General features: G+C 55.1%; 10 protein-coding genes. 6 read left to right on the forward strand and 4 right to left on the reverse strand.

Translation table 11 applies throughout. From position 1 onward, the window contains the following. Nucleotides 1–152: 152 nt before the first annotated feature. The 4 genes from hflD to AACY09_RS12915 form a co-directional block, all read right to left on the reverse strand. Nucleotides 153–773: a high frequency lysogenization protein HflD gene (hflD, locus tag AACY09_RS12900; protein ID WP_339488492.1), complete on the reverse strand. Its 621-nt coding sequence runs from the start codon at nt 771–773 to the stop codon at nt 153–155. Next, nucleotides 770–1903 (reverse strand): tRNA 2-thiouridine(34) synthase MnmA, encoded by a 1134-nt coding sequence (gene mnmA, locus AACY09_RS12905; RefSeq protein WP_339488494.1) that lies wholly within the window; start codon nt 1901–1903, stop codon nt 770–772. The genes hflD and mnmA overlap by 4 nt, the downstream gene beginning before the upstream one ends. A 106-nt stretch (nt 1904–2009) precedes the next feature. Next, nucleotides 2010–2450, reverse strand: a complete 441-nt coding sequence (locus tag AACY09_RS12910) for an NUDIX hydrolase (protein ID WP_339488497.1) — start codon at nt 2448–2450, stop codon at nt 2010–2012. Between the two features lie 108 nt (nt 2451–2558). After that, nucleotides 2559–4784: an NADP-dependent isocitrate dehydrogenase gene (locus AACY09_RS12915; RefSeq protein WP_339488500.1), complete on the reverse strand. Its 2226-nt coding sequence runs from the start codon at nt 4782–4784 to the stop codon at nt 2559–2561. A 733-nt stretch (nt 4785–5517) separates the two neighbouring features. Here AACY09_RS12915 and AACY09_RS12920 point away from each other — a divergent pair. The 6 genes from AACY09_RS12920 (at nt 5518) to AACY09_RS12945 (ending at nt 13616) form a co-directional block, all read left to right on the forward strand. Beyond that, nucleotides 5518–6057: a fimbrial protein gene (locus AACY09_RS12920; RefSeq protein WP_339488502.1), complete on the forward strand. Its 540-nt coding sequence runs from the start codon at nt 5518–5520 to the stop codon at nt 6055–6057. 52 nt (nt 6058–6109) lie between these two features. Beyond that, entirely contained in the window at nt 6110–6853 is a 744-nt protein-coding gene (locus AACY09_RS12925) for a fimbria/pilus periplasmic chaperone (RefSeq protein WP_339488504.1), read from the forward strand. A gap of 118 nt (nt 6854–6971) precedes the next feature. After that, nucleotides 6972–9563, forward strand: a complete 2592-nt coding sequence (locus AACY09_RS12930) for a fimbria/pilus outer membrane usher protein (protein ID WP_339488507.1) — start codon at nt 6972–6974, stop codon at nt 9561–9563. A 97-nt stretch (nt 9564–9660) separates the two neighbouring features. Beyond that, a complete protein-coding gene (locus AACY09_RS12935; RefSeq protein WP_339488509.1) occupies nt 9661–10758 on the forward strand; it encodes a fimbrial protein in 1098 nt (365 codons plus the stop codon). Nucleotides 10759–10818: 60 nt separating this feature from the next. Then, nucleotides 10819–11847 carry a fimbrial protein gene (locus tag AACY09_RS12940; RefSeq protein ID WP_339488511.1) on the forward strand — a complete coding sequence of 343 codons (1029 nt, stop codon included), beginning with the start codon at nt 10819–10821 and terminating at the stop codon, nt 11845–11847. Nucleotides 11848–12278: 431 nt separating this feature from the next. Further along, the gene (locus AACY09_RS12945; protein ID WP_339488512.1) at nt 12279–13616 is read left to right on the forward strand and encodes a TolC family protein; all 1338 of its coding nucleotides are present in this window, start codon (nt 12279–12281) and stop codon (nt 13614–13616) included. The last annotated feature ends 50 nt before the right edge of the window (nt 13617–13666 follow it).

Raw genomic sequence — 13666 nt, forward strand, 5'->3', positions numbered from 1 at the left:
AAGGGCGCATATCATACATGAAAACAAGCTGATTTCCGCATTCGGCTATGGCCGTTCAGCGGTGAGTGTCTTCGTAATCCATGCACATGATTGCAGCTCAGGGCTGCGAAATTATTGAATCGTTTTTAAATCAACAGGCTGCAGCGCTTACTTCAACCGCGCAGCATGGGATACAGCTCGGCGAGCAACTTTTTACGGCCGAACACCAATTGCCAGCGGTGTCCGCCAAGCTGACGCCAGAGGCGAGCCGCGCGAATACCAGTGAGCAATAGCGCACGGATTTTTGCCGCGTTGTCGGTTTGCTGCAAATGGCGCATATCGCCTTGCACCTGGATCCGCTGGCGGAAGGTGCTGATGGTGTCCTGGTACAGCGAGCCGCAGTTGGCCATGACGTTTTCATGGGTCACGCCAAAGTGCTCGACTTGCTGCTGAATCTGGTCGAGACGGCTGCCCATGATCTGCAGCAGGTCATCACGCTTGGAGAACTGGCGCTCAAGGTTGAGCAAGGCCAAGGCATAACGCAGGGGTTCGCGCTGCAGGGTGGCGGGATCGCGCTCCAGCGAGCTGATCAGTGCGCGGTAACCGTCACGCAAGTTGAGGTCATCGCCGCCATATACACCCAGGGTTGAATCTGGATTGCGCACCAGCAGGCTGCCGATCAGGCACGCCGCGACGGCCTCGCTGGATTGCCCCGTCCTGGCGAGCTTGTCGACTTGAACAGCCGCTTCAAACACCGCGCCGAGGGCGACAAGTTGCTCTTGAGTCTGGTTCATCGACGCATATCCTTACTGCTCCACGGCTGCGCCACTTCAATTACGCCGCCACCCAGGCAGATATCACCGTCATAAAACACCACGGACTGGCCGGGTGTGACAGCGCGCTGGGGCATGGCAAAGGTCGCCCGATACCCGCTGGCGGTCTTTTCCAGCGTGCAGTTTTGATCGCCTTGGCGATAACGGACTTTAGCGGTAAGTTCCCGTGGCTGGCTGAGATCAACCGGGTTCACCCAGTAAATATCCGAGGCGAGCAGGGCGCTGGAGAAGAGCCACGGGTGGTCATTGCCTTGGCCGACCATCAGCACATTGCGTTCAAGGTCTTTGTGCAAGACATACCAGGGTTCATCGCTGGCATCTTTCAGGCCGCCAATGCCCAATCCCTGGCGCTGGCCAATGGTGTGGTACATCAGGCCATGATGACGACCAATGACTTCGCCTTCCGTGGTTTCAATGTCGCCCGGTTGGGCGGGCAGGTATTGCTTGAGGAAATCGCTGAAGCGCCGCTCACCGATGAAGCAGATGCCGGTTGAGTCTTTCTTCTTGGCCGTGGCCAACTGGTACTTCTCAGCGATTTCACGGACATGTGGCTTCTCGAGTTCGCCCACAGGGAACAAGGTCTTTGCGATTTGTTCGCCGCCCACGGCATGCAAAAAATAGCTTTGATCCTTGTTTGGATCGAGGCCTTTCAGCAGTTCGGTGCGGCCATCAATATCACGGCGACGCACATAGTGGCCGGTGGCGATAAGGTCGGCACCGAGCATCAGGGCGTAATCGAGAAAGGCTTTAAACTTGATCTCACGGTTGCACAGAATGTCTGGGTTAGGCGTGCGACCGGCCTTGTATTCGGCCAAAAAGTGCTCGAATACATTGTCCCAGTATTCGGCGGCAAAATTGGCGGTGTGCAGCTTGATGCCGATCTTGTCGCAGACCGCTTGCGCATCAGCCAGGTCGTCCATGGCGGTGCAGTACTCAGTGCCATCGTCTTCGTCCCAGTTCTTCATGAACAGACCTTCGACCTGATAACCCTGTTCAAGCAGGAGCAGGGCGGACACAGACGAGTCAACGCCGCCGGACATGCCGACTATTACGCGGGTGGTGGCCGGGTCGTAGGATGGATTCGTTTGCATGGCGATATCTGACATGGAGAAGTGCGCTGAAGCTCAAAAGGACGCGATTCTAGCAGGATGCGTCGCTGGCGGCGATGGCTAGTGTCTGTTGCAGCCGCCGCGGGTATCAGTCGCGCAACAGGCTTAGGGCAAATCGCTCGCCAGAGAGGTAATCATCAATGCAGCGCAGTACAAGCTCACTGCGCCAGCGCTCAGGTTGCACTGCCAGTTCATCGCGGGTCAGCCATTGTGGGCCGATGATGCCGTCATCCAGAGGTAATTCTGGGTGATAGGCGACGGGCTTTGCAGCAAAGCACACGCGTTGATAGGTAACGCCATTACTCGGCGCGGTGTACAGATATATACCGGTGACTGCCGTAAGCTCGACCTCCCAGCCGGTTTCCTCAAGCGTTTCGCGCAGTGCTGCCTGACCAAGGGATTCGTTGGCTTCAAGATGGCCGGCGGGCTGATTGAATACCTGGCGGCCCTCTGCGTGTTCTTCGACCAACAAAAAGCGGCCGTTATCTTCGACAACGGTAGCCACGGTGATATGCGGTTGCCAGCTCATGCTCAATACCCTGTTGACGGCCTGTGTACCGGGCCGGTTTGCCTGCTTTAAACACAACCCCCGGCACTTGGCCGGGGGTTGTGGGACTGCTGGTAACTCGCAACAGGCTTAGATCAGAGGATCAATCGCCGCATTGAGAGTTGCACTCGGACGCATGACCTTGCTGGTCAGCTCCGGGTTGGAGCGGTAGTAGCCTGCGATATCGACCGGCTTGCCTTGGGCCTCGTTAAGCTCGGCAACGATGGTTGCTTCTTGCTCAGTCAGGGTTTTGGCCAGTGGTGCGAAATGAGCCGCCAGTTCAGCATTTTCAGTCTGTGCGGCCAGAGCTTGTGCCCAGTACAGCGCCAGATAGAAGTGGCTGCCACGGTTGTCCAGTTCGCCAGTACGGCGCGAAGGGGATTTGCCGTTGTCGAGCAGCTTGCCCGTGGCGATATCCAGAGTAGTGCCAAGAATTTTGGCCTTCTGGTTGTCGCTCTTGATGCCGGTCTCTTCCAGAGAAACAGCCAGGGCAAGGAACTCACCCAGGGAATCCCAGCGCAGGTGGTTTTCTTCAACCAACTGCTGGACGTGCTTTGGCGCTGAACCGCCAGCGCCGGTCTCGTACATGCCGCCGCCCGCCATCAGTGGAACGATGGAGAGCATTTTCGCCGACGTGCCCAGTTCCATAATCGGGAACAAGTCAGTCAGGTAGTCGCGCAGTACGTTACCGGTCACCGAGATGGTGTCCAGGCCACGAATCATGCGCTCCATGCTGACACGGATGGCCTGATTGTAATCAAGAATGAGCAGCTCAAGGCCGTCGGTGTCGTGATCTTTCAGGTAGGCATTCACTTTCAGCTTAAGCTGCTCGTCATGCGCGCGCTCTGGGTCCAACCAGAAAATAGCTGGAGTGTTCGAGGCGCGGGCACGGGTAACTGCCAACTTGACCCAGTCGCGGATTGGCGCGTCTTTGGTCTGGCAGGCACGCCAGATGTCGCCGGCTTCAACTTCGTGTTCAATTTTCACTGTGCCATCGGCCAGCACAACGCGCATGGTGCCATTGGCTTCCATTTCGAAAGTCTTGTCGTGGGAGCCGTACTCTTCCGCCTTTTGCGCCATCAGGCCAACGTTTGGTACAGAACCCATGGTGGTTGGGTCGAACGCGCCGTTGGTTTTGCAGAAGTTGATCATTTCCTGATAAATGCGTGCATAGGTGCTTTCAGGCATGACCGCTTTGGTGTCTTTGAGCTTGCCATCCTTGCCCCACATTTGACCCGAGCTGCGGATCATCGCCGGCATCGAGGCGTCGACGATTACGTCGCTTGGGATGTGCAGGTTGGTGATGCCTTTTACCGAGTCAACCATCGCCATTTCTGGACGGTCGCTGTAGCACTCGTGCAGGTCGTGAAGAATTTCTTCCTGCAGCGAGGCTGGCAGTGATTTGATTTTCTCGTAGACGCTGTTGAGGCCGTTGTTCGGGTTGACACCCAGCTCGTCGAACAGTTTGGCGTGCTTCTCGAACGCTTGTTTGTAGTACACGCTAACCGCGTGACCGAAAACGATCGGGTGGGAGATTTTCATCATGGTCGCCTTAACGTGCAGGGACCACATAACGCCGGTTTCTTTACAGTCTTGCAGGGTCTGCTCGAAGAAGTCACGCAGCTTGCTTGCGCTCATGCGCATGCCATCGAGGATTTCACCGTCTTGCAGGCTAACCACTTTCTTCAGTTCAACTTTACCGTCTTTGCCGACAAATTCGATGCGCACATCGCCAGCTTTGTCCATGGTGAAGGACTGCTCGCTGGAGAAGAAATCGCCATCACGCATGTAGTCAGCGTGGGACTGCGAAGCCATGCTCCATTTGCCCATCGAGTGCGGGTGCTTGCGGGCATACGCCTTAACAGCGGCCGGCGCACGACGGTCAGAGTTGCCTTCACGCAATACCGGGTTTACCGCGCTGCCCAGCACTTTGCTGTAGCGGGCCAGGGTGTCTTTCTCTTGCTCGGTTTTCGCATCTTCCGGGAAGTCAGGGATCTTGAAGCCCTGCGCTTGCAGCTCGGCAATGGCGCCTTTGAGCTGTGGAACCGAAGCACTGATGTTTGGCAGTTTGATGATGTTGGCTTCTGGCGCGGTGGCCAGTACGGCCAGCTTGGCCAAGTCGTCTTCGATCTGTTGATCGGCGCCGAGCTGATCAGCAAAGCCTGCCAGGATACGGCCAGCAAGCGAGATGTCACGGGTTTCGACGTCAATGTCAGCAGAAGCGGCGAAGGCCTTAACGATAGGAAGTAGCGAATAAGTAGCGAGAGCTGGGGCTTCGTCGGTGAAGGTATAGATGATCTTCGAGCGGTTTGACATCAAGAAAACTCTCTTCTTTGCTAGGCGCGGACATGATCTCGAGGTGCACCCTGTAGGTACTTCCACTCAATGGCTTGTCTTGAGTCGGATTTCGAGTCGTTACCACGCAAGGTTGGTTGTACCAGTAGAGTGTTATTCGTCAGCGCTAGGATTGTAGTGACTGACGTTTCGAGAGGCGGGCATTCGGTTATGAATATAAGCGCTCTCTATGACTGTAAGGTCACGGCTGAGCATTATAGCACCGCCCGATGCAAACTAAGAACTTCAAACTGTAGACCAAGGTCTAGAAGGCGGGCGGTGACCGAGCGGCCCTGACTACGCACTATCCAGCCCCAATTGTTTATGACCCGCGGAGCATTCAAGTCCTGCTGGTCTAAAGAACACATGGAGGTTGGTCATCAATGCGGCCCTTACAGATGAGCCAGCCCGCTGTACTGACGAGTTGGGGCAGCAGCCTGTCTAAAAGCTTTTGCCTGCTTGAGTGTTGGCTCAATTTGCTGGCCCGAAAGCGTTACATCTCAGGCTGAACACTATAGACAAGCGTGGCCTCCGCTACCGGTTTAAGTCGCACTGATTGAGTGACAGCCCAAGCAAATTGAGCTTGCTAAGGGCATTCCTACAAATGCTAAAGACACTGCCTACATCAAGCCTAGTGTCTCATCGATATCATCGTCGGCGCTTTTTAGCTGTATTTCAGCTAAGCATTTCCCTGTTTTAAGATTATGGAGTCCTTATGAAAAAGTTCATGCTTACAGCGATGGCCGGGATGGCTATTGCTGGCGCTTCCGGTGCATTTGCCTCTGACGGCACTATCACTATCACCGGCCAGGTTGTGGACGCTTCGTGCGATATCAGCGTGAACGGCAATACAGGTGATGCAACCGTGGTATTGCCTTCTGTCTCGAAGACAACCCTGGCCAATGCGGGTGATGTCACCGGTTCCACCCCGGTAAGTTTGTCGCTGAGTGGTTGCCCTGCTGCTGGCAGCGTGCGTGCTTATTTTGAAGCGCAAAACGTTGACCAGGCAACTGGCAACCTGAAGAACAATGCCAGTGATACCCCGGCCACCAATGTTCAGGTGCAGGTCACTGACACCTCGGGTGCTGATATCGATTTGCGCGACAACAGCAACAACACCTTTGTTGATTTCACCGATGACGGTGACGGCAACGGCACGGCTAATCTGAACTATGCCGTTCAGTATGTCGCTACCGGTGCTGCAACTGCAGGTAAAGTCGACACAGCCCTCGTTTATAGCTTGGACTACCAGTGATGGACTGCCCAGTCGAGATGATTGCTCGGCTGGGCGTTCGTGAGGAGTTGTTATGCAAAGCGTCCTGAAAAGCCTGGGTGTCTGCTTGCTGGCAGGAGCCTTGCTCGTGCCGGCTATGGCAAGTGCGGCGGTTCAGATCACCGGGACTCGTGTCATCTATCCCGCTGGTGAGCGAGAAGTAGTGGTTCGGCTTAGCAATGCCAGTGATCGGCCGGCGCTGGTACAAGCATGGCTCGACAGCGGTGATGCCTCGGTGCAGCCCGGTGTCGAACAATTACCCTTCGTGGTATTGCCACCTCTGGTGCGGGTTGAAGCGCACAAGGGACAGGCACTGCGTATCGCGAAAGTTGGGGGCGAGCTGCCTTTGGACCGTGAGTCGGTATTTTGGCTTAACGTGCTTGATGTACCACCTAAGGTTGCCAATGCGGCGGCGCAAAATGTCATGCAGTTGGCCTTTCGTACCCGGTTGAAGCTGTTCTACCGCCCGGATAACTTGCCAAGTACCCCGGCAGCGGCTGCGGAAGAACTGACGTGGATTTTGGTTCCCCATGGCAAGGGTTTTGCGTTGCGTGTGCGCAACGATGCGGCTTATCACGTGAGCTTCAGCCAGATTGCGCTGAGGGTCGGCGCCAAGACTTACAAGGTTGACGCTGGCGGCATGGTCGGCCCGCGTGGTACCGAGGATTTTCCACTTAAGGCTTTAACATCTCGTCCCAATACAGGTGAGGTCTTAGCAGACTGGCTCGACGATTTCGGCGCCAGCCGAGAACAGCATTACGCGCTGCAATCACAGTGAGGATCACCTCTTTGGTCTTGCTCTGACTGCAGAAAACTCAATTGGTTTGACCTAGTTAGGAAGGTTGCCGAACGTTCGCGTCTTGGCTGCTCGACCTGCGCGTATCTGGATTAGTCTCATGTTGTTTTTTGGATTCGGTAATCAGGCTGAAGAGCGGCCTGCTGCCAGCAGAAAGTATCCGCTCAGTTTGATCGCTCAAGCAGTTTGCCTGACGCTTGGGGTTGTGCCTTTTACTTTAGCCGCGCCCGAGGTTGACCCAGCAAGCGTGGCGACCAATCCCGTGTTCGAAAGCGGGTTCCTGCGCGGGCTTAGCCGCAATATTGATTTGCAGCGCTTTTCACAAGCTGGCGTTGTTGTGCCGGGTACTTATATGTTGGATATCAGCGTCAATGGCGGTTCGCGTCTGCGTCAGCAAGTACGGGTGCTCGGAGAGGGCAAAGAGCAGCAGTTTTGTTTTTCCGTCGCAGACGCACGACGCTGGGGGGCTCGGCTCAAACAACTGCCAGATCAAAAACAGCTTGAGAAAGTCCTGAGCAGCGATTGCATCGAGGCGCAGACGTTGATTCCGGGTGCAAGTTTCCAAATGGACGTATCCGAACTCACCGGAACGCTCAGTATTCCCCAGGCCTATGCCGGGCATGTCAAACGCGGTTATGTCGATCCAACAGAGTGGGATGAAGGCATCACTGCGGCAATTCTTGGCTACAACGCCAACGTTTTTCGCAATGAGCGCGATGGTGCGGACACCACCACTGACTACAGCGCCAATATCAATGCCGGATTCAATGTTGCCGGCTGGCGCTTGCGCCACAACGGCAACTACCGAGAGAGTGACGATACTCCCGGCCAATACACGTCGCAAAATACCTACGTACAGACCGACGTTGATGCAATGCGTTCGCAGTTGACCCTTGGCGAGTATTTTACCCCGGGCAATGATTTTGAAAGCATTCCTTTCAGCGGCGTTCAATTGGCCAGCGACGACTCGATGCTCCCGGAAAGTGAGCGGGGGTTTGCGCCAATAATCCGCGGTACAGCTGATGCCAATGCCAAGGTGACCATCCGCCAAAGCGGCAACGTGCTGTACGAAACCAGCGTTGCGCCGGGGCCCTTCCAGATTGACGACCTCTATGCCACAGGTTACGCGGGTGATCTCGACGTCACAGTGACCGAGGCAGACGGGCGTGAAAAACAATTCACCGTGCCGTTTTCCTCGGTGGTGCAGATGCTTCGCCCCGGCTCTTCGCGATTCAATTTGGCGGCCGGTAACTACCGTGACGACACGCTCAACGATGCGCCTTGGTTTACCCAGGGCACCTACCGTCGCGGTATCAGTAACAAACTCACGGTCTACAGCGGCGCAATAGTCGCCGATGATTATGGCTCGGTGCTGGGCGGCGCTGCCTTCGCTACACCGGTGGGCGCAGTAGCCCTCGACGCAACGCTGTCGCGGGCCCAGGGGTTACCAGTCAGCGGTGCAGGTGGCACCTTCTCCGATGACGACATGGTCGGGCAAAGTTATCGGGTTAGCTACAGCAAGCTGCTTAACGTGACCCGGACTAACTTCTCTCTGGCGGCTTATCGTTTTTCCAGTGAGGACTTTCTAAGTTTCAGCGACTTCGCGCGCTCTCGGGAGAATGTTGATTCGGTTACGTTGCGTGAGCGTAATCGCTTTCAAGTCAGTATTAGTCAGCCCTTGGGCGACTACGGCGATTTCAACTTCACCGGCCTGACCCGTAACTATTGGGATGAGCAGGCGAGCAGCACGACATTCCAGCTTAGTTACGGCAAAAGCCTTAGCTGGGGTTACCTGAATTTTTCCACCAGTCGTGAATTGCAAGACGGTGACAGCAACGACACCTTTATGCTCAGCGCCAGCATTCCCTTGGGCACCGGTGCGCGGCGACCGTTGTTGACCACAACAGCAACCTTTGACGACGACAGCAACAGTTCACTGCGCACCAACCTGTCTGGTTCAGCGGGTGAATATGGGCAGGTTAGCTATGGCGTCTACGCCAATAGGGCGCAGACCGACAGCGACACTAATAACACCTATGGCGGCAACCTTAATTACCGCACTGGCGCCACGCAACTCGCCGGCAGTTACAGCCAAGGGGAAGACTTCAAGCAATACTCCGCCTCGGCGACAGGGGTTGTTGTGGCCCACGCCGGCGGCGTGGTGTTTGGTCCTGAGCGGGGTGAAACCATGGCCTTGCTTGTTGCAGAAGGTGCGCCCGGTGCAGAACTCAATAATGGCCAAGGCAATCATTTAGATGGTGATGGCGAAGCACTTACGGCCGGCTTAACCCCATACCGTCGCAACCCAGTTGGCATAAGCCCACGCGGCTTGCCCCTGGATGTCGAGTTGAAAACCACTTCACAGAATGCGGTGCCGCGTCGCGGCGCGGTCGTGCGACTCGACTACGCCACCGTCAATGGCAAGCCGCTGCTGCTACGTGTGAATAACCCGAAGGTACCGTTCGGCGCCAGTGTGGTTGATGCCGAAAACCACAATGTGGCCATGGTTGGGCAGGGCGGTCTGATCTTCGTGCGCGGTGAGCACCAGGGTTTGAAAGTGGTGTGGGGGCAAACGTCTCAAGACGCCTGCAAACTGGACTACGCGCCGTCAAACCAAAAGGCGGACGCCGACTCTGACGCGAACCACAGCCCGTACCAGCAAGTAGAAGCGAGTTGTATCGAAGGTAGTTGACCGGAGCGCGCCGAGGGCCTACGGCTCGTGAGTTGTCAGTCTGCAACACTTGTACGTTTACCAGGCGGGGCCTTGGCCCCGCTAACCCAGTGGTTTGATGAATAGATTTTTGCTTGAGGTAAGTGGGTTGTCCACCCTGTTTCCTCATCCTACAAAGAGCATTTTTATGACAGGCAGAGTGTGTATTTTTCAAACGGTGTTTCGTATTCAGGCATACCTGCTTGTGGCGGTATGTCTGGGCTGGTCGGTGACAGCCAGCGCGGAGCCGCCGAACTGGCAATGCGCAGGTGACCCAGTGGTGGAGCATCAGAACCTTATTGATTTGGAGCTGACCAGCGAATCAGCGGCCGGGGCGACGAAAACAACCAGTTTCGACTCCGGGCAGGCCGGGGTAGGGCGCTGCAATTGCCCTTCTATCGGAAAATACTACTCGTATTTCACTACCATGACCGAGTTACCCGTGAATCAAGGCTGGCTCAAACTTAACGATTACTTGGAGGCTCAGGTCTACATTAATATTTATGGTCCTGGCGATCTATTGGTGCCCTTTTCCAAGCGTAGAAATGCCGCTCTGTCTTCGTGTACTACTCGATATAGCACGGTCTCTGGGGTTGCCACCGGTAGGAAAGGCAAGGTGATCTTTAGGTTTATAAAAGGGATTGTGGGCGAGGTTACGTTCACAGGGCGCCTTGCCACACTTTATTGGCAGATTAACGACAGCTCAGCCGCCATCGATACGGCCTATCCGTTTGCGCATATCAACGCGGACATTCGAATAAAGGCCCTTGCTTCGTGCACATTCAGGGCGGGTGACACCTTGACTGTTGATCTGGGCGATATCGAAAAACCTTCGCTAAATCCTGACGGTCCACCCAAAGACTTTACCTCGAAAACAGTTGACCTGAGTCTGGACTGCATCAATACAGGTGCGGCCGGTACGGTCGATTATACGTTCGAAGGTGCCTCTGACTCAGAGGTTAACTTGCTGTTGACGGACTTAGCCGGAGTCGGCGTTGGTCTGCGCGATGGCGACGATCATCCAGTTGGTTTGGGTATGGATAACGCCGTTGAAGTGCCATTGGTTTCCGGCACTAGCTCGTTCTACGTCAAGCCGTATCCAGCCAAATTAGTAGGTCAGTTGGTGCAGAGCGGAAGCTATACGACAAAGGCGGTCGTAACCATCAGCTTGCCCTAATCAGTCGTACCGAGCGCCGTTGCGCTAGGTATTCACTCTTGTATATAAAGTGGTAATGCAATGAGCAGAAACTTATTTTTACTCACAACAGCTTTATTTCTGTCTTTGACCCTACTACGGGTTGAGCCTGTCTTCGCCGTCAGTCAAAACAACTGCACGTCGAGTCAGTTGCCATGGTCAACCGTATTGGAGACCGACGTCACAGAAAACCTGCCAATAGGTTCGGTTATCCCGGGCTCGGATTCCTCCACGGTGATTAACATCAATTGCAGCTCAAGCTGGAGCAATGATCGACAAGACTGCGCGGGAGGCGGGGGCTGGGCGTTAAGTCCGTCGGGCGGTGCAACACCCACTGAAACCAGTGTTCCTGGTGTCTATTCCTACAGTGGCCTGCCCAGTGGGGTTGGCTACCAATTGCTCAACGATTCAGGACAAAAGTTGCCGCTGGATGCGGCGTTCCGCCACAACACCGGGGTTGCGATAAGAACCGGTGACCAAGCCATTCCACTGCATTTTCGGATGATCAAAACCTCGAATACGTTGTCGTCGGGTGATTACACCATCAGCATGTACCTAAGTTGCAATGGTAACGAGTGGGCGAATCAGAATGCAGACGGAAGCCTATTGAATGTCATGGTAAGCACCCGGGTGATTACCCAGACATGCAGCCTGACCAATCCTGACACGCTAGTCCAACTGCCTAAAGTGGCACGCTCTGCATTTAATGGTGTTGGCAGTTCCGCAGGTGTCACGCCCTTCACCCTCGATTTCCGCTGCGACGCCTCAGCTGACGCGCGTTTCGATATTGGCGATGTGAGCGAGCTGAGTAATACCAGTGATGCTTTGGCACTGCAGGCCGGTTCCACCGCCACAGGTCTTGGCGTCCGCCTCCTGCACGAGGGTAATCCCGTGCACTTGGCATCGAATCAAATATTCGATCAAGGCGAAAGCGATTACCCGCTACGGAACCTAAATAGCAGCGAGACCATTATTAGCCTGCCATTTGCCGCCGAATACCTGCAGACACAAGACAGTGTTACGGCAGGCACCGTGCGGGCCCAAGCCATGATAACCATTGACTACAATTGACGGTTCTAGCATTCGTGAATGGGCGAGTCTAGGTTGCCGGCTTGGGGCCGCGTTTCTCTGTATACAGATCGATGGCGGCTTATAAGTATGCAACCCATAGCACTCGGCCTGATGACCGTTCTCAACCGGTTTTCGCAGGTTCGCGGCTGCGAACGCTTAGACAGGCGTGTTTACTGATCCCGATCTTAGACACAGCAAGTGGCACTGTTGCTGGAGCGTTGGGGCCGCCCTAGTCCTGCCCAGCCCCTCAACTGAAAAGCCCTAAGCCTCTTGCTTGGTCGACCTTCGCTATGGCCTGCACAGAGGTTTCTGTCGTGCGCACGCGATATGTCCTACAGATTTTGGTGCGACGACAAATCTATCGTTAATGGCACTTGGCTATGCCTGATGTCAGGGAATTACATTCTCGGTTCACAGGGAGGTGTAAGGCGGTGACGATAGATTGCGGCTGTTTAAATCGTTGGGCGTTCGCGGCGCTTATGGGTTGCCCGCTCTTTGCTGCGGCGGCCGAGCCCGTGCTGTTCGAGGCGCCTAGCTTCTCCGATGTTGATGTCATGACGCTGCGCAACGCAGTGTTGCGTGCATTCGGTCATGACCCTCTCATTGCGAAAATGACCGCTCAAGTGGGTATTGCCCAAGCGCTGATTGATGAGGCCGAGAGTGCCTGGCAGCCGCAGATTAGCCTGCAATCAGGACTTGGCGGTTCAGATAAGCAAGACGCTGATAATGATTACTCTGATACCCATTACGGCTTGTCTGTGACCCAGTTAGTGTACGACTTCGGTAAGACACAAAATGCGGTTTTACGTCAGCGGTCCGTTAAAAAGGGTGCGATTTACCACTTGCAGCAAGCCCTTGGCGATGTGGCCAAGGCTACCGCCGACACCTATTTATTGATCAAGCGTTATGCCGCGCTTAAGCAAGCGGCAGAGCAAGGCGTCACCTCACTTGAGGCGGTCGAGGCCATTGCCAAGGTCCGCGCCAGTAGCGGCCTCAGCTCCAGCTCAGATTACCTGCAGGCCCAGTCACGGATTGCAACCATGCAGTCCCAGGTTGAGCAGTTTCACACCCTGCGCAAAACCGCTATCGCCCAACTTGAAGTATTAACCGGCGTTCGCGCCCGGCGTTTTATGCCGCCGCCTCAGGCGCTAAATAAGCAAGCCATGCAGGTTGGCGCCATTGACTACTCATTGATTGGAGCGGTGAGAAAGGCAATGGCTGATTCAGCGGCCGCGAGTATGCGTATTGAGGAAAATAAAGCGGGGTATCTGCCGACCATTAAGTTGCAGGCAGGCCGCAACCGTTATGAAAACAACCATGATGCCTATTGGGATAATCAACTCTATTTAAATCTCGACGTTCCCCTTTATACCGGCGGGGCTGTTTCCGCGCGTGTGGCGCAAGCGGTCGGGGCGAAACAATCCGCAGAGCAAAGTATTCACCAGGTCAAATTTGATGTGCTGAGCCGGGCCGCTGTCGCGCACTCGAACTATACCGGCTCGCACAGTCGTTATGCCGTCAGTGCCCATCAGGTGGATATCGCCACGGTCGCGCGTCAGGTGAATCTCGATGAGTACAGGTTAAGCCGGCGAACGGTAAACGATTTGATGACGGTCGAGCAGGACCTTTATCAGGCGCATCTGGCATTGGCAAATGCCGATTTTGATGGCTGGGACGCTGCAGTTGCCTACGCGGCTGCGGTTGATCGTTTAGTTGATCTACTCAAAATCCATCGCACGGAACCATCGGGCACACTGCCGGATATTTAACCCGGTAGTGCTGACTTGTGGACTGATATTCATAGAGGAAAATAATAATT

Source organism: Pseudomonas sp. EL_65y_Pfl2_R95, assembly GCF_963971045.1.
GTDB lineage: Bacteria > Pseudomonadota > Gammaproteobacteria > Pseudomonadales > Pseudomonadaceae > Aquipseudomonas.

What these genes read in the sequence shown, in the direction of transcription:
- AACY09_RS12920 (WP_339488502.1), top strand. Translation starts at nt 5,518, where the DNA reads ATGAAAAAGTTCATGCTTACAGCGATGGCCGGGATGGCTATTGCTGGC.
- AACY09_RS12930 (WP_339488507.1), top strand. Translation starts at nt 6,972, where the DNA reads ATGTTGTTTTTTGGATTCGGTAATCAGGCTGAAGAGCGGCCTGCTGCC.
- AACY09_RS12915 (WP_339488500.1), bottom strand. Translation starts at nt 4,784, where the DNA reads ATGTCAAACCGCTCGAAGATCATCTATACCTTCACCGACGAAGCCCCA.
- AACY09_RS12940 (WP_339488511.1), top strand. Translation starts at nt 10,819, where the DNA reads ATGAGCAGAAACTTATTTTTACTCACAACAGCTTTATTTCTGTCTTTG.
- AACY09_RS12910 (WP_339488497.1), bottom strand. Translation starts at nt 2,450, where the DNA reads ATGAGCTGGCAACCGCATATCACCGTGGCTACCGTTGTCGAAGATAAC.
- AACY09_RS12925 (WP_339488504.1), top strand. Translation starts at nt 6,110, where the DNA reads ATGCAAAGCGTCCTGAAAAGCCTGGGTGTCTGCTTGCTGGCAGGAGCC.
- hflD (WP_339488492.1), bottom strand. Translation starts at nt 773, where the DNA reads ATGAACCAGACTCAAGAGCAACTTGTCGCCCTCGGCGCGGTGTTTGAA.
- mnmA (WP_339488494.1), bottom strand. Translation starts at nt 1,903, where the DNA reads ATGCAAACGAATCCATCCTACGACCCGGCCACCACCCGCGTAATAGTC.
- AACY09_RS12935 (WP_339488509.1), top strand. Translation starts at nt 9,661, where the DNA reads ATGAATAGATTTTTGCTTGAGGTAAGTGGGTTGTCCACCCTGTTTCCT.